The sequence below is a fragment of the Streptomyces sp. NPDC058812 genome (genome assembly GCF_042744565.1).
Lineage (GTDB): Bacteria > Actinomycetota > Actinomycetes > Streptomycetales > Streptomycetaceae > Streptomyces > Streptomyces thinghirensis.
On the sequence record NZ_JBHYOB010000034.1, the window covers coordinates 14,648 to 32,515 of the forward strand.

Below are 17,868 nucleotides of genomic sequence, written 5' to 3' on the forward strand. Positions count from 1 at the left end.
GTGTGAGAGGGAGACCATGTCCTCCGAGACCGCGTCCTCCGAGACCGAGTCCTTCGAGACCGCGTCCTCCGTGACCGCGCGCATCGCCGTCGTCACCGGAGCCAACAAGGGGATCGGCCGCGAGATCGCCCGGCAACTCGCCGAGCTCGGCCTGGTCGTCTACCTGGGGGCCCGCGACGAGGAGCGCGGCCGGGCCGCCGAAAGCGCGCTGCGCGCCGACGGCCTCGACGTGCGCTTCCTGCACCTCGACGTGACGGACGAGAAGTCCGTCGCACTCGCCGCCCAGCGGCTGGCGGAGGAAGCGGGTCTCCTGCACGTCCTGGTCAACAACGCCGGGGTCGGCGGCCCCATGCAGCCGCCCAGCGAGACCCCCACCGACCAGGTACGCGCGGTCTACGAGACCAACGTCTTCGGCGTCATCACGGTGACCAACGCCCTGCTGCCCCTGCTGCGCCGGGCCCCGTCGGCCCGCATCGTCAACGTCAGCAGCGCGATCGGCTCGCTGTCGGCGGCCGCCGCCAACGTCGACCCGACCGGGGTGCACCCGCCCGGCGAGTTCCCGGTCATGCTCTCGTACGCCACGTCGAAGACGGCCCTCAACGCCGTCACCCTGACCTACGCCAACGAGCTGCGCGGAACCGGCATCCTCGTGAACGCCGCCTCCCCGGGCTTCGTGGCCACGGACATCAACGGGCACCACGGGGTCCTCACCACCGAGCAGGGCGCGCACATCCCGGTACGCCTCGCCACCCTCGGCGACGACGGGCCCACCGCGACCTTCCTGGGCGAGGACGGAACACCCGAGGGGCAGGCCCTCCAGTGGTGACCGGCACCGCCGCCGGCCCACAGGCGGCGGGCCGGCGCTGGGACGCCCGGCAGTGGACCCAACTGCTGGTGCTCTCCGGCAACATGCTCCTCGACGCCATCGAGGTGTCCGTAGTACTCATCGCGCTGCCCACGATCGCCGCCGGTTTCGGCCTGACACCGTGGGGCGCCCAGTGGCTGATGAGCGGTTTCGCCCTCGGCTTCGCCGTGCTGCTCCTGCTCGGCCCGTCCCTGTCCGCCCGCGCGGGACGGCGACGGGTCTACCTGGGCGCGATGCTGCTGTTCGGCCTGGCCTCGGTGGCGGGTGCGCTCGTCGACAGCCTGGCGCTCCTCGTCGCCGTACGCGTGGTCAAGGGCGGCTGCGCGGCCCTGACCGCACCGACCGGCCTCGCCATCATCAACGACCTCTTCCCCGACGGGCCGGGCAGACGCAGGGCGTTGTCCGTCTACTCGCTCTTCGGCGCGGCCGGCTTCACCGCGGGGCTGCTCCTCGCGGGCCTGCTCCTGGAGGACGGCTGGCGCTGGGTGTTCGCCTTCCCCGCGCCGATCGCCCTGGCCCTGCTGCTGGCCGGCCTCCGTGTCCTGCCACGTGAGCACGGCACCCGGCCACCCCGGCCGCCACGCCTCGCGCTGCTGAAGGAACCCTCCCTGCTGCGCTCCGCGCTGGGCGCCGCCTCACTCAACGGCACCTACCAGTGCCTGCTGGTACTGATGGTGTTCCAGGCCCAGGAGGAGTACGGCTGGTCCCCGTGGGCGACCGCGCTCGCGCTGCTTCCCGCCTGCGTCCCCCTGGCACTGACCGTCCCCTTCGCGGGCCGGCTCATCGCCCGGTACGGGACCCGCAGGCTCGTGACGCTCGGCGCCTTCTTCCCGCTCCTGGGATACGCCCTGTACCTGGCCCGGCCCGAAGGCGGCCCGTACGCGCTCGGCATGCTGCCGTCCCTGCTGCTCGTCGAGGCGGGGTTCTGCTGCGCCTTCGTCGCCCTGAACACGCAGGCCGCGGCGGCGTTCGACACGGCCGACCGGGGCGCGGCCGTCTCGCTCTACCAGACGTGTGTGCAGCTCGGCGCCGGGCTGCTGCTGCCGCCGACCGCGCTGCTCCTGACCCACGGTGACGGGCCGCGCCCGGCGCTGTTCCTCATCACGGCGGCCGGAGCGGTCGGCCTCGCCGCCGCGCTCGCCGGCCGCCGTCCGGTCCGGCCCGGTCCGTGACCGCTGTTCGCACCACCCGTTCACCTCACCAAGGAGGCTTTCCCACCATGGCCGTCGACGTCGAAACGTCCGAGCACGCCGCCGTGAACCCCGGCCCGATCATGGGCCTCGTCCTAGGCTCCTGGCAGGCGCAGATGCTGCTGGCAGCCGTCGAGCACAACGTCTTCACCGAACTGTCGAAGCAGGGGGCGACCTCCGAGGAGCTGGCCGACCGTATCGGACTGGTCCAGCTCGGCACCCACGACCTGCTCTCCGGCCTCAGCCACCTCGGCCTGCTGGAGGCTGAGGACGGCAGGTTCACCAACTCCGCGGTCGCCGAGCAGTTCCTGGTCAGCGGCCGCCCCGAGTACCTCGGCGGATACCTGCACTTCTGCCGGCAGGAGCTGAACCCCGCCTGGGGCGGCCTGGCCGACTCGCTGCGCACCGGCAAGCCCCAGAACCAGGCCGCGGTCGCCGGCAACCCGTACGACAGCCTGTACGCCGACGCCGAGGCCACCGACGGCTTCCTGGACAGCATGGACCTGCTCAACACGCCCATCGCGGTGGCCATGAGCCGCTTCGACTGGAGCGACTACACGTCCTTCGTCGACATCGGCGGCGCCCGTGGCAACTTCGCGCACCAGGTGGTCACGCACAACCCGCACCTGAAGGGCGCCGTCTTCGACCTGCCACCGCTGGAGCCGGCCTTCGAGCGGCACATGGAGCGGCTCGGCGACACCGCGTCGCCGGTCGCCTTCCACGGCGGCGACTTCTTCAAGGACGAGCTGCCCAAGGCCGACGTGCTCGTCTTCGGCCACGTGCTGCACAACTGGGGCGTGGAGGACCGGATCAGGCTGCTGAAGCGGGCCTACGACGCATTGGAGCCCGGCGGCTCCGTCTTCGTGTACGACCCGATGGCCGGCGGGGAGCAGCCCGCCATGCACGGGGCGCTGGCCGGGCTCACCATGCTCGTCTGGTCGCGCGGCGGCCACGAGTACACCGCCGACGACCTGCACGTATGGCTGCGGGAGGCCGGCTTCTGGCCGGAGACCGTGGAGGTCGCCGACCTGCACGACGACGTCCTGGTCATCGGACGCAAGCCGTGACCGCGCCGAGCCGCGAGGAGTCGACGATGCCCGTCACGTCCCACGTCAGGCCGGACATCGGCCGCGCGGACGTCACCACGGCGCTGGTGGAGGAGGCCGTGGGCGGCGACCCCGGCCGCCTGCCGTCCGCCGCGGCCGCGGTCGTCTCGCACTGGGAGTCCGCCGAGTGGCCCGCCGGCCTCGTCGCCCTGTCCCTGTTCACCGGCACTGACGGCACGTCGCTGCTGTCCTACGCCCAGTGGTCCACGGACGGCGTGTCGGAAGCGGCCCTGCGCGAGGCGTCGCGGACCCTGCGCCCCGACTGGCAGGCACTGGGCCTCACGCCCGGCGAGCCCCGCGCCTTCGAGCTGTACCGGGTGGTGCGGCCCACCGAACTGCCCGACCCCCTCCCGGACGTCCAGTGCTACCCGGCCGCCTTCTTCGCCATGAACGACGGCGAGACGGCCCGCGCCTGGGTCGACGGACTGCTCGGCAAGGAGGAGAAGACCGAGGGCGAGGACCGCGCGTACCCGGGCGCCCTCGCCGCCAACTTCCACGTGTCCGCCGACGACAGCGGGATCTTCCTGCTCTCCGAGTGGGTGTCGGAGGCCGAGGCGGTCGTCCACATCAAGGAGGTGATCGAGCCGCTCCTGGAGTACATGGGGCAGGCGGAGGCCGGAGCCGGCCGCCGCTACGCCTTCCACGCGACCGTCTCCGCGGCCGGCTGAGCCACCGCCTGACGGCCGGCGGCAGGGCCCGGCGGCGCCCCGGGCGGGTTCGCCGCACCTTCGAACGACATGACACGAAAGGCACGACATTGTCCACACGAGAAGTCGTCCTCGGCTTCGGTGCGCACAGCACCATCGGCGACGCGCCGGAACTGCTCGGCATGGCCCAGCTGGCCGACCGCGAGGGGCTCGACCTCTTCTCCCTGTCGGACCACCCCTACGTCGGGCAGCGCCTGGACGCGTACGCCACCGTGGGCTTCCTCATCGGACGTACGCGGCGCCTCGCGGGCTTCGCGAACGTCAGCAACCTCCCCACCCGGCCCCCCGCGATGCTGGCACGCACCGTGACGTCGCTGTCCGCACTCTCCGGCGGCCGGGTAGTCCTCGGCATGGGCGCCGGCGGCCTGTGGGAGCGGATCGCCGACATGGGCGTGGAACGGCTCTCCCCGTCCGACGCCGTGGAGGCCTTCGAGGAGGCGATCGTCCTCGTCAAGAAGCTGTCGGGCGGGGGACCGCCCGTCACCTTCCAGGGCCGCCACTACCGGGTGAACCAGATCGAACCGGCCCCGGTGGCGGCGCCCCCGGTGTGGACCGGCTCGGTCGGCCGCAAGTCCCTGGCCGCCACCGGCCGGGTGGCCGACGGGTGGATCCCCGGACACGCGGCGGACTGGGTCAGCGAGCGCTACCGGACGTCGCGGCCGGTCATCGACGAGGCGGCGGCGGCCGTGGGCCGCGATCCCCGCGAGATCCGCACCGTGTTCAACCTCCCCGGCCGGATCACCGACCGGCCGCTGACCGCCACGCGTGACCGCGACGGACGCTGGGTCGGCGGATCGGCCGGCCAGTGGGTCGAGGAGCTGACCTCGGCCGTGCTCGACCACGGCGCGTCGGGCTTCATGCTCTTCTCGCCCCGCGGCGGTACGCCGGACATGGCCTCCCTCGCCCGCTGGGCCGGGGAGATCGCGCCGGCGGTGCGCGAGGCCGTCGCCAAGAACGCTCCGTAGGGCGATCTCCCGTACCCCCGGCCCGAGTCACCCGGTCACGAGTCACACAGTCACCCAGTCCAGTCCTCAGTTCCGAAGGGTTATCAATGAGCAGGCTCCAGAACAAGACGGCGCTGGTCACCGGCGCCAGTCGCGGTATCGGGCGTGGCATCGCGCTCCGGCTCGCGCAGGACGGTGCCGTAGTCGCGGTGAACTACTCCAGCAACGAGGGCGCGGCGAAGGAGACCGTGGCCCTCATCGAGGAGGCCGGCGGCCGTGCCTTCACCGTGCAGGCGCGGCTGGGTACGCCCGGCGCGGTGGAGCGGTTGCTGGAAGGGGTGGCGGCCGGCCTGGTCGAGCACACCGGCTCCAGCAGGCTGGACATCCTGGTGAACAACGCCGCCGCCACCGGGTTCGCGGGCGCGGGTCCGAGCGCGGTCACCGAGGAGATCATCGACAACTGCTACACGGTCAACGCCAAGGCGCCGTTCTTCCTCATCCAGAAGGCGCTGGAGCTGATCCCCGACGGCGGGCACATCGTCAACGTCTCCTCCGGCGTCACCCACTCCGCGTTCCCCATCCAGATCGCCTACGCGATGAGCAAGGGCGCCCTGGAGCAGATCACGCTGCACATGGCCCCGGTGCTGGCACCCCGCAACATCACCATCAACACGGTGGCCCCCGGTGTCACGGACAACGGCGACCCGGTGTTCGAGGACCCGGAGGCGCTTGAGCAGATGTCCGCCCTGTCGGTGTTCAACCGGGTCGGCGAGGTCTCGGAGGTGGCGGACATCGTCGCCTTCGCCGCCTCCGACGACGCCCGGTGGATCACCGGTTCGTTCATCGATGCCACCGGTGGCACGCTACTCGGCTGAGGAGTACCGCATGCAGAACGACATACAGGCCGCGGTGGGCTTCGCCCGCGCCAAGCCCGAGAAGGCGGCGGAACTGGGCGCGCTGCTCGTCTCCTTCGCCGAGCGGTCCCGCGCCGAGGAGGGCTGTCTCGGCAGCTGGATCAGCCAGGACGCGGACGACGCCGACCTCTTCGTCTTCTACGAGATGTGGGCCACGAAGAAGGACCTGGCCCGGCACCTCGCCCAGCCGTACATGAAGGAGTTCCTGGCCCGGCGGATGGAGTACCTGGAGAAGGACCTGGAGGTGCGCGGGCTGCACCCCGCCGACTCCGCTCCGGCACCCGCCGAGCCCGCCGACCCGGCGGAGATGAACCAGCGGTACCTGGATGCCTACGCCGCCCGCGACATCGACGCGATCATGTCGGTGTACGCGCCGGGCGCATCGGCGGTCTGGGAGCCCGGCAAGGCGGTCAGCGGCGCCGAACACCGGGAGGCCGTGGTCGAGTTCCTGAAGCGGGAACCGAAGCTCTCGGCCGAGGTGAGCGGGAGCTACGTCGTCGGCGACACCGCCGCGCTGGTCGTCGACTGGAGCATCGAGGTGCCCGGCGCGCCGGAGATGACCGGCACCGGCCGCGGACTCGACGTGCTGCGCAGGAACGCCGCGGGCGAGTGGCGCTACATCATCACCAACCCGTTCGGGAGCCTGTGACATGAGGATCGAAGGCAGCGTCGCGGTGGTCACCGGTGCCGCCAGCGGCATCGGCAGGGCACTCGCGGAACAGCTCGCCCGGGCCGGCGCCCGCGCGGTCGTCGTCTCCGACATCGACGCCGCCGGCGCCGAGAAGGTGGCCTCCGCGATCGGCGGCGCCACGCTGGCCGTGCAGGCGGACGTGGCCGACGAGGCGTCCGTCCAGGCGCTCGTCGAGCGCACCCGTGAGCGCTTCGGCGACGTCGACCTGTTCGTCTCCAACGCGGGACTCACCGTGACGGGCAGCTTCGACGCGCCGGACGACGACTGGAAGCGCGCGCTCGACGTCAACATGATGTCGCACGTGTACGCCGCGCGAGCGGTGCTCCCGGCGATGCTCGAGGCGGGCCGTGGCCACCTCCTCCAGACGATCGCCGCCTGCGGAGTCCTCACCGCGTTCGGCGCGGCTCCCTATTCGGTCGCCAAACAGGGGGCCGTGGCGTTCGCCGAGTACCTCGCGGTCGAGTACGGCGACCGGGGCATCGGCGTCTCCTGCCTGCTTCCGCAGGCGGTCAACACGCCGATGCTGGCCGCCAGCGTCAGCAGCAACGAGCAACTCGCCCTGCTGAAGGAGCACTCCGAGGTGCTGGAGCCGGAGCAGGTGGCGCTGGCCGCGCTCACCGGTGTCGAGGAGAACCGGATGCACATCTTCACGCACAAGGGCTCGGCCGACTCCTTCCGCCTGCGCGCCGACGACGCCGACAAGTGGGTGGCCGAGATGCGCGCGATCCGCAACGGCCGCGCCTGACCTCCGGACGGGCGGCCGGGCGGCCGGCCACGGGAGGGTGCGGTGCGCGCCGAAGCGCACCGCACCCTCCGTCGTCGCCGCCCCGCCCCGCGAGTCCGTTCCCTTCGCCAGGCCCGGCCCCTGGGCCCCGGATGACAGGAAGGAAAACCCATGTCCGAGCAAGTACTGCGGCTGGCCGTGATCATCGGATCGTCCCGCGAGGGCCGCACCGGCCCGGCCGTCGCGCGCTGGTTCGTCGAGGAGGCCCGGTCCTCCGCGATGTTCGACATCGACGTCCTGGACCTGGCCGGCGTCGAACTGCCGCTGTCCCTGACACACGGCCCCGGGCCCGGGTCGGCCGAGGTGCTCGGCGCCGTCGCCGGACGCCTGGAGTCGGCCGACGCGTTCGTCGTGATCACGCCGGAGTACAACCACAGCTTCACCGCCCCGATGAAGAACCTGATCGACTGGCACCGCACGGAGTGGCAGGCCAAGCCGGTGGCGTTCGTCTCCTACGGCGGCCTCTCCGGCGGCCTGCGGGCGGTGGAGCAGCTCCGCCAGGTCTTCGCCGAACTGCACGCGACCACCATCCGGGACACGGTCAGCTTCCACGGCATCCGCGAGCACATCGGCGACGACGGCGCCCTGAGCGCGCCCGGCGCCACCGTGCCCGCCAAGGTGATGCTCGAAAAACTCCAGTGGTGGGCGGCCGCACTCAAGGACGCCCGCACCCTGCGCCCCTACGCCGCCTGATGCACCGCCGCCGCCCGGCGCACCGCCGCCTGACGCACCGCCTGACGCACTTCACGAGGGAGACGACATGAGTTCCATCCGGGTGGAGGACGGCTACTTCACGCTGTTCAACATCTTCCACACCGACGGCCCGGAAGGGCAGCAGCGGCTGATGGACCAGTGGCGTGGCCTGCCGCCCGCCCACACCCAGCCCGGCCTGGTCTCGGGCAACTTCCACCCGAGCCTCGACGGCAAGTCGGTGGTGAACTACGCGCAGTGGGAGAGCAAGGAGGCCTACGACGCCTTCCGCGCGGAGTCCGGCACCCGACGGCGGCTCGGTGAAGCCCTCGCCTACTCCCGTATGGACAGCGTGCCGTGCGAGGTGGTCCACACCTGGGAGCCCGTGGTCGAACTGTCCGTGGACAAGCCCTGCTTCACGGTGGCCATCGTCGTCACGGCCCCGGCGGAGCGTCAGGCCGAGGTGCTGCGGGAGATGACACACGACGACCCCGACCTGGGTGAGACGCCGGGGTACGTGAACCACGCCGTGCACCGGGGCCTGACCGGCGAACACGTGATCAAGTACGCGCAGTGGCGGGACGAGGAGAGCTTCCGCGCCTTCCTGAGCCGCCCGCGGCAGCCTTCGCCGCTGGACGGGTTCGCCTCCGCCGAACTGTACTTCTGCCGACTCGAGTACGTCCGGGGGCTGTCATGACCGGGCGCGCCGCATGGCCGGAGGCCGGCCCGCTCCGTACCGCGGCCGACACGGCCGGAGGCAACGCCCTGGACGCGGACGCGGCCGGGCGTCTCACCGCCGACACGGTCGAGGCGGTGGCCGCCGTCGGATTCCCCGGCGGTTTCCAGCCCTCGGAGGAGGTCGGCACCGGGGCCACGTTCGCCGAGGTGACGAAGGCCGTGGCGGCGATCGGCGAGGGATGCGCGTCGGCCGCCTGGATCGCCTCGCTGTGGGCGTACAACGGGCGCTTCAGCGCCTACCTGCCGACCGAGGGGCAGCAGGAGGTCTGGGCCAAGGGCCCGGACACCCGGTTGGTCAGCTCCATGGTCGCGGCCGGGGTGGAGGCGGAGCCGGTGGACGGCGGCTGGTCGCTGTCCGGCACCTGGCTCTACGTCAGCGGCGTCGAGTTCGCCGACTGGGCGCTGCTGAGCTCGGCTCCGCCGCGCGAGGGCGACCGCTCCATACGGGTGTTCGCCGTGCCGAAGGACTCGTTCACCCACCGGGAGACCTGGTCGACCCTCGGCATGCGGGCCACCGGGAGTCACACCCTGGTGGTGGACCGGGCGTTCGTACCGGAGTACCGGTGTTTCGTCTGGGACGACATGCGGCAGGGGAGCCTGCCCGGCCCCGCCTCCACCGTTCATGCGGCACCGCTGTTCGCGGTGAACGGGCTGACGTTCGCGGCCCCGATCCTCGGTGCCGCCCGGGGAGCCCTGGACCTGGTCGGGCAGCATCTCGGCCGGTCGCCGAGCGGTGCCCGCGCGGCGGCCCGGGAGTCGAGCCGGATCGCCTTCGCCCGCGCGGCCGGAGAGATCGACGCGGCGGACCTGCTGCTGTCGCGGGTCGCCGCGACGGCCGACGAGGGCCGGCTGGGCGAGGAGGGCGTGGCCGAACGCTGCCACCGCGACAGCACGCTCGCGGTGGAGATCCTCGTCGGGGCGGTGGACCGGCTCTTCCACGTGATCGGAACGCGAGGCCAGGCGACGTCCCACGGGATGCAGCGAATCTGGCGGGACGTCCACGCCGCGGGTTCGCACGCCGCTCTCCAGTTCGAGCCGGCGGCGCTCGGCTACACGCGGAGGCTGCTGCCGGCCTGAGTACCGGAGGCTGAGCCCGGGCAACCCGGGGAAGGGGACGGCCCGGGCTCAGTCGTGTGCCGGAGGCGAGGGGTCCGGCTCCACGAAGATCATGGGGACCTTGTTGTCCACCACGATGCGGCCGAGCAGACCGGCGAGCGCGTCGCGCTCGCCGTCGTCGAGGCCCTCGGGCAGCTCCGCGATCCGCCGGCAGGCGTCGGTGTAGAAGCGATCGACGAGCCGCGCGCCCTGCGGGGTGAGCGCGACCCGCACCCCGCGGCTGTCCCGGGGGTCCGCCTCGCGCCGCACCAGGCCGTTGTTCTCCGTGCGGTCCACCAGTCCGGTGAGGCTCGACTTGGCCAGCCCCAGCATCGTGCTCAGCTCGCCCATGCCGTACGGCTGCGCCATCAGTACGCACAGCAGTTGACCCTGCTGCGGCGTGACGCCGTGCTCGCGGCTCGACTGGGCGTACACAGCGTTCACCAGGAATGAGGACCGCACCAGCGCGGTCACAATCCCCATCTGGCCCTCATCATGCTTACCCACGGGCCGAGACTATCACGTGATCGTGAAAAGTTCGCAACGTGAACTGTAGAGCGATTGAACCCGCCTCACCTGCATTGACTGCCTTTCTGTCGTCTGACTGATTCCTGAAGCGCGTAACGAATTCCTGTATGTATTTAACGCGTCTCTGTAGTTTTCCAGGTTGTGGTTCGGACTGCGAATCACTACTGTTCGTAGTCCGAACTCCGGGCATTTTCTCTTTGGAGCGTGAATCACATGAGTCGTACGGTCGCGGTCATCGGCGGTGGCTACGGAGGCGCCGCGGTCGCCAAGGCGCTGGAGTCCGAGGCTGACGTCGTCCTCGTCGACCCCCGGGACGCGTTCGTCAACGCGGCCGGCTCACTGCGGGCGCTGACCCAGCCCGAGTGGTCGGGCAACATGTTCTTCCCCTTCAAGACGCTGCTCACGAAGGGCAAGGTCGTCCGCGACCGTGCGGTCTCCGTGGACGCCAACGGCGTCACCCTCGCCTCGGGCGAGCACATCGCGGCGGACTACGTGGTCCTGGCCACCGGGTCCGGCTACGCGTACCCGGCCAAGCCCGTCTCCGACTCCGTCAGCGAGGCGCGGGACGACCTCCGCAGGACGCACACGGAACTGCTCAAGTCGGACAAGGTGCTGATCCTCGGCGCCGGTCCGGTCGGTCTGGAACTGGCCGGCGAGATCAAGGAGGTCTGGCCGGACAAACAGGTGACCATCGTCGACCCGGCCGAGGAACTGCTGCCCGGTTTCAAGCCGGAGGTCGTCGAGGACCTGCGCGGCCAGCTCGACGCCCTGGGCGTCGAGGTGCGCCTCGGCACCGCGCTGGGCGCGTCTCCGAGCACGGAGGCCGGGCAGGCGGGCACGTTCACCGTCACCACCACCGGTGGCGACGAGATCACCGCCGACATCTGGTTCCGCGCCTTCGGGACGAGCACCAACAGCGACTACCTCGCCGACGGCAAGCTCACGACCCGCAACGCCCAGGGCCAGGTCCCGGTCACCGAGAACCTCAACGTCAAGGGCCACGAGAACGTCTACGCGGTCGGCGACATCACCGACGTCGCGGAGGCCAAGATGGCCGGCTACGCGATGCAGCACGCCGAGGTGGTCGCCAAGAACATCGTCGCCCAGCTGAAGGGCGAGCAGCCCTCGGCCGCCTACCAGCCGCTGCCTTTCCCGATGATTCTGCTCCCGCTCGGCCCCAAGGGCGGTGTCGGCCAGCTGCCCTCGCCCGACGGCCCGTTCGTCGCCCCGGCCGCGATGGTCTCCGAGTACAAGGGCGCGGACCTCTTCACCGGCCGCTTCATCGGGCAGTTCGGTCCCACCGCGGACTGAACCGTCGCACCACCGCACCACAAGCCCGCCGCGCGAAGTCGCCGGTCCTTTGGGAATTCCCCCGCCATCGGACCGGCGACTTCGCGCGGCGTTCGTGTTTTCCGTTCCTGAGACCACGGAGACGAGGCCATGCCACCACCCTTCAGGGACCACGCGGGCACCGCAGGCGGCGACGCCCCGGCCGACGGCACTACAAGCACCACAGGCACCACAGGCACGACAAGCACCACCCAGCCTCTCCTGCGCATAGAGAAGGGCAACCCCGACGAGGTCGAACTCGCCGCCCTCACCGCGGTGCTGCTCGCCCGCGCGGGCGTACTCCCGGGCCAGGACGAGGAAGCCAAGCAGGCGGACCGCCGCACAGCGTGCTGGCGCCGCCTCGAACGCCGCACCCGCCCCGGTACACCGCGCAGCTGGCGCGACACCGCGCCCCGCCGATGAGGCTGCCCGGCGTACCGGAGCAGCGCACCACCCCGTACGCCGTAGGCGCCGCCGGCCTCGGGGACTCGGGCGCCGGCATGGAGGCGCGCCCGATGACACACTCCGCCGGGCCCGGGGTCCCGGTCCGCTCACTGCTGCGCCGCCGCATCGCGTGGTGCCTGGTCACGACCAGGAAGTGAGGGCGGCGACCGCGCGGCCTTCCAGCGCCAGGAGCCATCGATCACATGACACAGCCGCTCAACACCATCACCACCTCCGCGGTCCGAGAGATCACGCTCGACGCCGGCGGGGTCCCGCTGTCGGGTCTGGTCGCCGAGGCGCGCCCGGGGCCCCCGAGGGCCGTCGTGGTCGCGGTGCACGGCGGCGGAATGCGTGCGGGCTACTTCGACAGCCGCGTCCGCCCCGGACTGTCCCTGCTCACGCTGGGCGCCGACCTCGGCTACACGGTCCTGGCCGTCGACCGCCCCGGCTACGGCAGTTCGGCCGCGTACTTTCCGCGAGGACAGTCACTGACCGATCAGGCGGCGACCCTGCACGACGGACTCGCCTCCTTCACGGAAACGCGCGACACCGGTGCGGGGCTGTTCGTCGTGGCCCACTCCAACGGCGGCAAGCTCGCCTTGGCAGCGGCCGCCGAGGAGCGCGGCCGCGCCCTGCTCGGGCTGGACGTCTCCGGCCTCGGCAGCCGGCTCGCGGTGAGCGCCCGTCAGCTCCCCGGCCTGAACGGACACGGTGACTGGCGCCGGCACTGGGGCTCGCTGCGGCTCTATCCCCCGGACGCCTTCCGGCAGGGGCGGCACCTGGTCTCGCCGGTCCCCGAACTGGAGGCGTTGGAGGCCCCGAAGTGGCCGCAGATGTACCCGGAGATCGCCCGGAGGGTACGGACACCGGTCCGCTTCACCTTCGCCGAGCAGGAGCAGTGGTGGCTCTCGGACGACGAGGCACTTGCCGCCCTGCGGCAGCCGCTCGCCGCGTCGAGGGTGGTGATCGCCCACCAGCCGGACGCCGGGCACAACCTCAGCCTGGGCTGGGCCGCCCGGACCTACCACCTCAAGGCCCTCGGCTTCCTGGAGGAATGCCTCCTCGTCCGGGACGCGGCACCCGCCCAACGGCGCGCCCGCGCCGTCACCCCCACGGGAGTACCCACGTAACCAGAGAGACAGGCAGAGATGAGTATCGACGTACTGGAGCACCGCCTGGAGCGCGCGTACGAGCTCCTGGGCGATGCCGACGAGCCCGGCGGGTTCCTGCCCGTCGTCGTACGGCCCGCCCTGCTGGCGGGGGAGGAGCACGACGTCCCGGACCCGTGCATCTTCCGGGGACTCGACTGAACCACCGCGAGTCGCGGTCCCGTACCCGCCCGCCCCGCACACCGACTGTTGCCGGCCTTCACCTTCTGGAGAGACATGTCCCGCCGCCTGTTCACCTCGGAGTCCGTGACCGAGGGACATCCCGACAAGATCGCCGACCAGATCAGCGACACGGTCCTCGACGCCCTGCTGCGTGAGGACCCGGCGTCCCGCGTAGCCGTCGAGACACTGATCACCACCGGGCTCGTGCACATAGCGGGCGAGGTCACGACCAAGGCGTACGCGCCGATCGCGCAGCTCGTGCGTGACAAGATCATCGAGATCGGCTACGACTCCTCCGCGAAGGGCTTCGACGGCGCCTCGTGCGGCGTCTCGGTCTCGATCGGAGCGCAGTCGCCGGACATCGCGCAGGGCGTCGACACGGCGTACGAGAGCAGGGTCGGGGGTGCCGCCGGAGGCGGTGACATCGACGAGCTGGACCGGCAGGGCGCGGGCGACCAGGGCCTGATGTTCGGTTACGCCTGCGACGAGACCCCGGAGCTGATGCCGCTCCCGATCCACCTGGCGCACCGGCTGTCACGCCGGCTGTCGGAGGTCCGCCGCAACGGCACCGTCCCCTACCTGCGGCCCGACGGGAAGACGCAGGTCACCATCGAGTACCAGGGCAGCAGGCCGGTGCGCCTGGACACCGTCGTCGTGTCCTCGCAGCACGCCGCCGGAATCGACCTGGACGAGCTGCTGACCCCCGACATCCGCCGCCACGTCGTCGAGCACGTCCTGGCGCAGCTCGCGGAGGACGGCATCAAGCTGGAGACCGAGGACTACCGGCTGCTGGTCAACCCGACCGGACGCTTCGAGATCGGCGGCCCGATGGGCGACGCCGGCCTGACCGGACGCAAGATCATCATCGACACGTACGGCGGCTACGCCCGGCACGGCGGCGGGGCCTTCTCCGGCAAGGACCCCTCCAAGGTGGACCGTTCGGCGGCGTACGCGATGCGCTGGGTCGCCAAGAACGTCGTCGCGGCCGGGCTGGCGACCCGCTGCGAGGTCCAGGTGGCGTACGCGATCGGCAAGGCCGAGCCCGTCGGCCTGTTCGTGGAGACCTTCGGCACCGCGAGGGTCGCCCAGGCCCGGATCGAGCAGGCCGTGGCCGAGGTCTTCGACCTCCGTCCGGCCGCGATCGTCCGTGACCTGGACCTGCTGCGGCCCATCTACGCGCAGACCGCCGCATACGGCCACTTCGGCCGCGAGCTGCCCGACTTCACCTGGGAGCGCACCGACCGGGCCCAGGCGCTGAAGACCGCCGCAGGAGTCTGACCCGGGAGTCCGACCGCAGCAAGTCGCCCGCCCGACCCGACAGAAGCTCAGGAGTTCATGTGCGTATCGCGGTGACAGGATCCATCGCCACGGACCATCTGATGGTCTTCCCCGGCCGCTTCGGGGACCAGCTGATCCCCGACCAGCTCGCCCATGTCTCGCTCTCCTTCCTGGTCGACGCGCTCGAGGTGCGCCGCGGCGGAGTGGCGGCCAACATCGCCTTCGGCCTCGGCAGCCTCGGCCTGGGACCGCTCCTGGTCGGCGCCGTGGGCAGCGACTTCGCGGAGTACGAGGTGTGGCTCAAGGAGCACGGCGTCGACACCGGCGCCGTCCGGGTCTCCGCGGAGCGGGCGACCGCACGCTTCATGGGCATCACCGACGAGGACGCCAACCAGATCGCGTCGTTCTACGCGGGCGCCATGCAGGAGGCCCGAGACATCGACCTCGGGCAGGTCATCGCCGGGCGGGACCGCCCCGATCTGGTCCTGGTCGGTCCGAACGACCCGGCGGCGATGCTCCGCCACACCAGGGAGTGCCGAGAACTCCGACTGCCTTTTGCCGCCGACCCCTCCCAGCAACTGGCTCGCCTGGAGGGCGCGGAAGCGCGCGATTTGGTGGACGGCGCCCGCTGGCTGTTCACCAACGAGTACGAGGCCGCCCTGCTCCTCGAACGCACCGGCTGGGAACGCGACGACGTCCTCGCCCGGGTCGGCACCTGGATCACCACCTTGGGCGGCGCCGGCGTGCGCGTCGACCACAAGGACGGCCCCCAGCTCACCGTTCCCGCCGTTCCCGACGCCCAGGTCATCGACCCGACCGGAGTCGGCGACGCCTTCCGAGCCGGGTTCCTCGCCGCTGTCGGCAACGGGCTGCCGATGCCGGCCGCCGCCCGCCTGGGATGCGTGCTCGCCTCTCAGGCCCTCTCGACGGTCGGCTCACAGTCCTACGCCACCGACCGCGAGCAGCTGCTGTCCACAGCCACTCACGCCTACGGAACCGACGCGGCCCGGGAACTCGCCCCGGCCCTGGAAGGCACCCCATGATGCAGTCCCGAGTCACCGCCCTCCGTGAGGCACTTGCCACCCGTGTGGTGGTGGCCGACGGTGCGATGGGCACCATGTTGCAGGCGCAGAATCCGACGCTGGAGGACTTCCAGCAGTTGGAGGGCTGTAACGAGGTTTTGAATCTGACCCGGCCCGACATCGTGCGTTCGGTGCACGAGGAGTATTTCGCGGCGGGTGTGGACTGTGTGGAGACGAACACCTTCGGTGCGAATCACTCGGCGCTGGGTGAGTACGACATTCCCGAGCGTGTGTATGAGCTGTCGGAGGCCGGTGCGCGGGTGGCCCGTGAGGTGGCCGACGGGTTCGCCGCCCGCGACGGTCGGCAGCGCTGGGTGCTGGGTTCCATGGGCCCGGGCACGAAGCTGCCCACCCTGGGTCATGCCCCGTACGCCGTGCTGCGCGACGCCTATCAGCGCAACGCCGAGGGCCTGGTCGCCGGCGGCGCGGACGCGCTGCTGGTGGAGACGACGCAGGACCTGCTGCAGACGAAGGCGTCGGTGCTGGGTGCCCGGCGGGCGCTGGACGCCCTGGGGCTGGACGTGCCGGTGATCTGCTCGGTGACGGTGGAGACGACGGGGACGATGCTGCTGGGCTCGGAGATCGGTGCGGCGCTGACCGCGCTGGAGCCGCTGGGTATCGACATGATCGGCCTGAACTGCGCGACCGGTCCGGCGGAGATGAGCGAGCACCTGCGCTACCTCGCCCGGCACTCGCGTGTCCCGCTGTCGTGCATGCCCAATGCCGGTCTGCCGGTGCTGGGCAAGGACGGCGCGCATTATCCGCTGACGGCGCCGGAGCTGGCGGACGCGCAGGAGACGTTCGTGCGCGAGTACGGGCTGTCTCTGGTGGGCGGCTGCTGCGGCACCACGCCCGAGCACCTGCGCCAGGTCGTGGAGCGGGTTCGCGGCACCGCGCCGACCGCCCGTGACCCGCGGCCGGAGCCGGGCGCGGCTTCCCTGTATCAGAGTGTGCCGTTCCGGCAGGACACCTCCTATCTGGCGATCGGCGAGCGGACGAACGCCAACGGGTCGAGGAAGTTCCGTGAGGCGATGCTGGAGGGCCGCTGGGACGACTGTGTGGAGATGGCCCGGGATCAGATCCGTGAGGGCGCGCACATGCTGGATTTGTGCGTGGACTATGTGGGCCGCGACGGGGTGGCGGACATGGAGGAGCTGGCGGGGCGGTTCGCGACCGCGTCGACGCTGCCGGTCGTGCTGGACTCCACGGAGGTCGAGGTGTTGCGGGCCGGGCTGGAGAAGCTCGGTGGCCGGGCGGTGATCAACTCGGTGAACTACGAGGACGGTGCGGGTCCCGAGTCCCGTTTCGCGAAGGTGACCCGGCTGGCGCGGGAGCACGGGGCGGCGTTGATCGCGCTGACCATCGACGAGGAGGGCCAGGCCCGTACGGCGGAGAAGAAGGTGGAGATCGCCGAGCGGCTGATCGGTGACCTGACCGGGAACTGGGGCATTCACGAGTCGGACATTCTCGTCGACTGTCTGACCTTCACGATCTGCACCGGCCAGGAGGAGTCCCGGGGTGACGGCGTGGCGACCATCGAGGGCATCCGGGAGCTCAAGCGTCGCCACCCGGATGTGCAGACCACCCTGGGCCTGTCGAATATCTCGTTCGGTCTCAATCCGGCCGCCCGGATCCTGCTCAACTCCGTGTTCCTGGACGAGTGTGTGAAGGCGGGTCTGGACTCGGCGATCGTGCACGCTTCGAAGATTCTGCCGATCGCGCGGTTCGACGAGGAGCAGGTGACCACTGCCCTGGATCTGATCTACGACCGTCGCCGTGAGGGGTATGACCCGCTGCAGAGGCTGATGGCGCTGTTCGAGGGTGCGACCGCGAAGTCGCTGCGGGCGTCGAAGGCCGATGAGCTGGCGGCGCTTCCGCTGGATGAGCGGCTCAAGCGGCGCATCATCGACGGTGAGAAGAACGGCCTGGAGCGGGATCTGGATGACGCTCTGGCGGAGCGTCCGGCGTTGGACATCGTCAACGAGACGCTGCTGGACGGTATGAAGGTGGTCGGTGAGCTGTTCGGCTCCGGCCAGATGCAGCTGCCGTTCGTGCTGCAGTCCGCCGAGGTGATGAAGACCGCGGTGGCCCACCTGGAGCCGCACATGGAGAAGACCGACGACGACGGCAAGGGCACGATCGTGCTGGCCAC

20 protein-coding genes are annotated in these 17,868 nt (G+C 71.1%); 19 read left to right on the top strand and 1 reads right to left on the bottom strand.

Annotated features, from left to right (window positions below; translation table 11 throughout):
* Nucleotides 1-16: 16 nt before the first annotated feature.
* The 11 genes from ACFW48_RS37120 to ACFW48_RS37170 all read left to right on the top strand — a co-directional run bounded on the left by ACFW48_RS37120 (nt 17) and on the right by ACFW48_RS37170 (nt 9,706).
* Nucleotides 17-826: an SDR family oxidoreductase gene (locus ACFW48_RS37120; protein ID WP_386322846.1), complete on the top strand. Its 810-nt coding sequence runs from the start codon at nt 17-19 to the stop codon at nt 824-826.
* Nucleotides 823-2,037, top strand: coding sequence for an MFS transporter (locus ACFW48_RS37125; protein ID WP_386322848.1), 1,215 nt, complete (start codon nt 823-825; stop codon nt 2,035-2,037). The genes ACFW48_RS37120 and ACFW48_RS37125 overlap by 4 nt, the downstream gene beginning before the upstream one ends.
* Nucleotides 2,038-2,084: 47 nt before the next feature.
* Nucleotides 2,085-3,122: a methyltransferase gene (locus ACFW48_RS37130; RefSeq protein WP_386322850.1), complete on the top strand. Its 1,038-nt coding sequence runs from the start codon at nt 2,085-2,087 to the stop codon at nt 3,120-3,122.
* A 26-nt stretch (nt 3,123-3,148) separates the two neighbouring features.
* Entirely contained in the window at nt 3,149-3,829 is a 681-nt protein-coding gene (locus ACFW48_RS37135) for a hypothetical protein (protein ID WP_386322852.1), read from the top strand.
* Between the two features lie 89 nt (nt 3,830-3,918).
* The gene (locus ACFW48_RS37140) at nt 3,919-4,833 is read left to right on the top strand and encodes an LLM class flavin-dependent oxidoreductase (RefSeq protein WP_386322854.1); all 915 of its coding nucleotides are present in this window, start codon (nt 3,919-3,921) and stop codon (nt 4,831-4,833) included.
* 86 nt (nt 4,834-4,919) lie between these two features.
* The gene (locus ACFW48_RS37145; protein WP_386322855.1) at nt 4,920-5,687 is read left to right on the top strand and encodes an SDR family NAD(P)-dependent oxidoreductase; all 768 of its coding nucleotides are present in this window, start codon (nt 4,920-4,922) and stop codon (nt 5,685-5,687) included.
* 10 nt (nt 5,688-5,697) lie between these two features.
* Nucleotides 5,698-6,375: an antibiotic biosynthesis monooxygenase gene (locus tag ACFW48_RS37150; RefSeq protein ID WP_386322857.1), complete on the top strand. Its 678-nt coding sequence runs from the start codon at nt 5,698-5,700 to the stop codon at nt 6,373-6,375.
* Between the two features lies 1 nt (nt 6,376).
* Entirely contained in the window at nt 6,377-7,162 is a 786-nt protein-coding gene (locus tag ACFW48_RS37155; protein WP_386322859.1) for an SDR family oxidoreductase, read from the top strand.
* A 150-nt stretch (nt 7,163-7,312) separates the two neighbouring features.
* Complete coding sequence (locus ACFW48_RS37160) at nt 7,313-7,894, top strand: NAD(P)H-dependent oxidoreductase (protein WP_310870834.1); 582 nt, start codon at nt 7,313-7,315, stop codon at nt 7,892-7,894.
* Nucleotides 7,895-7,961: 67 nt separating this feature from the next.
* Nucleotides 7,962-8,588 carry an antibiotic biosynthesis monooxygenase gene (locus ACFW48_RS37165; protein ID WP_386322861.1) on the top strand — a complete coding sequence of 209 codons (627 nt, stop codon included), beginning with the start codon at nt 7,962-7,964 and terminating at the stop codon, nt 8,586-8,588.
* Nucleotides 8,585-9,706 carry an acyl-CoA dehydrogenase family protein gene (locus ACFW48_RS37170; RefSeq protein WP_386322863.1) on the top strand — a complete coding sequence of 374 codons (1,122 nt, stop codon included), beginning with the start codon at nt 8,585-8,587 and terminating at the stop codon, nt 9,704-9,706. The genes ACFW48_RS37165 and ACFW48_RS37170 overlap by 4 nt, the downstream gene beginning before the upstream one ends.
* 48 nt (nt 9,707-9,754) lie before the next feature.
* Here the strand turns inward: ACFW48_RS37170 and ACFW48_RS37175 are convergent, their stop codons facing one another.
* Complete coding sequence (locus ACFW48_RS37175; RefSeq protein WP_386322865.1) at nt 9,755-10,207, bottom strand: MarR family winged helix-turn-helix transcriptional regulator; 453 nt, start codon at nt 10,205-10,207, stop codon at nt 9,755-9,757.
* 258 nt (nt 10,208-10,465) lie between these two features.
* On the opposite strand from ACFW48_RS37175, the gene ACFW48_RS37180 reads away from it, so the two are divergent.
* The 8 genes from ACFW48_RS37180 to ACFW48_RS37215 form a co-directional block, all read left to right on the top strand.
* Entirely contained in the window at nt 10,466-11,563 is a 1,098-nt protein-coding gene (locus ACFW48_RS37180; protein WP_386322867.1) for an NAD(P)/FAD-dependent oxidoreductase, read from the top strand.
* Nucleotides 11,564-11,692: 129 nt separating this feature from the next.
* On the top strand, nt 11,693-12,004 hold the full coding sequence (locus ACFW48_RS37185; protein ID WP_386322869.1) for an acyl-CoA carboxylase epsilon subunit: 312 nt from the start codon (nt 11,693-11,695) through the stop codon (nt 12,002-12,004).
* Nucleotides 12,001-12,183, top strand: coding sequence for a hypothetical protein (locus tag ACFW48_RS37190; RefSeq protein ID WP_386322871.1), 183 nt, complete (start codon nt 12,001-12,003; stop codon nt 12,181-12,183). The genes ACFW48_RS37185 and ACFW48_RS37190 overlap by 4 nt, the downstream gene beginning before the upstream one ends.
* 45 nt (nt 12,184-12,228) lie before the next feature.
* The gene (locus ACFW48_RS37195) at nt 12,229-13,155 is read left to right on the top strand and encodes an alpha/beta hydrolase (protein WP_386322873.1); all 927 of its coding nucleotides are present in this window, start codon (nt 12,229-12,231) and stop codon (nt 13,153-13,155) included.
* 18 nt (nt 13,156-13,173) lie between these two features.
* Entirely contained in the window at nt 13,174-13,335 is a 162-nt protein-coding gene (locus ACFW48_RS37200) for a hypothetical protein (protein WP_386322875.1), read from the top strand.
* A 75-nt stretch (nt 13,336-13,410) separates the two neighbouring features.
* Nucleotides 13,411-14,634 (top strand): methionine adenosyltransferase, encoded by a 1,224-nt coding sequence (metK, locus tag ACFW48_RS37205; protein ID WP_386322877.1) that lies wholly within the window; start codon nt 13,411-13,413, stop codon nt 14,632-14,634.
* A gap of 59 nt (nt 14,635-14,693) precedes the next feature.
* Nucleotides 14,694-15,677, top strand: coding sequence for a carbohydrate kinase family protein (locus ACFW48_RS37210; RefSeq protein WP_386322879.1), 984 nt, complete (start codon nt 14,694-14,696; stop codon nt 15,675-15,677).
* The coding region (locus tag ACFW48_RS37215; RefSeq protein WP_386322881.1) for a homocysteine S-methyltransferase family protein at nt 15,674-17,868 on the top strand (2,195 nt) is incomplete at its 3' end. The genes ACFW48_RS37210 and ACFW48_RS37215, both read left to right, overlap by 4 nt.

Excerpts from the sequence above, each read along its gene's own strand:
- ACFW48_RS37120 (WP_386322846.1), top strand. The coding sequence starts at position 17 with ATGTCCTCCGAGACCGCGTCCTCCGAGACCGAGTCCTTCGAGACCGCG.
- ACFW48_RS37130 (WP_386322850.1), top strand. The coding sequence starts at position 2,085 with ATGGCCGTCGACGTCGAAACGTCCGAGCACGCCGCCGTGAACCCCGGC.
- ACFW48_RS37135 (WP_386322852.1), top strand. The coding sequence starts at position 3,149 with ATGCCCGTCACGTCCCACGTCAGGCCGGACATCGGCCGCGCGGACGTC.
- ACFW48_RS37145 (WP_386322855.1), top strand. The coding sequence starts at position 4,920 with ATGAGCAGGCTCCAGAACAAGACGGCGCTGGTCACCGGCGCCAGTCGC.
- ACFW48_RS37150 (WP_386322857.1), top strand. The coding sequence starts at position 5,698 with ATGCAGAACGACATACAGGCCGCGGTGGGCTTCGCCCGCGCCAAGCCC.
- ACFW48_RS37155 (WP_386322859.1), top strand. The coding sequence starts at position 6,377 with ATGAGGATCGAAGGCAGCGTCGCGGTGGTCACCGGTGCCGCCAGCGGC.
- ACFW48_RS37160 (WP_310870834.1), top strand. The coding sequence starts at position 7,313 with ATGTCCGAGCAAGTACTGCGGCTGGCCGTGATCATCGGATCGTCCCGC.
- ACFW48_RS37165 (WP_386322861.1), top strand. The coding sequence starts at position 7,962 with ATGAGTTCCATCCGGGTGGAGGACGGCTACTTCACGCTGTTCAACATC.
- ACFW48_RS37170 (WP_386322863.1), top strand. The coding sequence starts at position 8,585 with ATGACCGGGCGCGCCGCATGGCCGGAGGCCGGCCCGCTCCGTACCGCG.
- ACFW48_RS37175 (WP_386322865.1), bottom strand. The coding sequence starts at position 10,207 with ATGGGGATTGTGACCGCGCTGGTGCGGTCCTCATTCCTGGTGAACGCT.
- ACFW48_RS37180 (WP_386322867.1), top strand. The coding sequence starts at position 10,466 with ATGAGTCGTACGGTCGCGGTCATCGGCGGTGGCTACGGAGGCGCCGCG.
- ACFW48_RS37185 (WP_386322869.1), top strand. The coding sequence starts at position 11,693 with ATGCCACCACCCTTCAGGGACCACGCGGGCACCGCAGGCGGCGACGCC.
- ACFW48_RS37190 (WP_386322871.1), top strand. The coding sequence starts at position 12,001 with ATGAGGCTGCCCGGCGTACCGGAGCAGCGCACCACCCCGTACGCCGTA.
- ACFW48_RS37195 (WP_386322873.1), top strand. The coding sequence starts at position 12,229 with ATGACACAGCCGCTCAACACCATCACCACCTCCGCGGTCCGAGAGATC.
- ACFW48_RS37200 (WP_386322875.1), top strand. The coding sequence starts at position 13,174 with ATGAGTATCGACGTACTGGAGCACCGCCTGGAGCGCGCGTACGAGCTC.
- metK (WP_386322877.1), top strand. The coding sequence starts at position 13,411 with ATGTCCCGCCGCCTGTTCACCTCGGAGTCCGTGACCGAGGGACATCCC.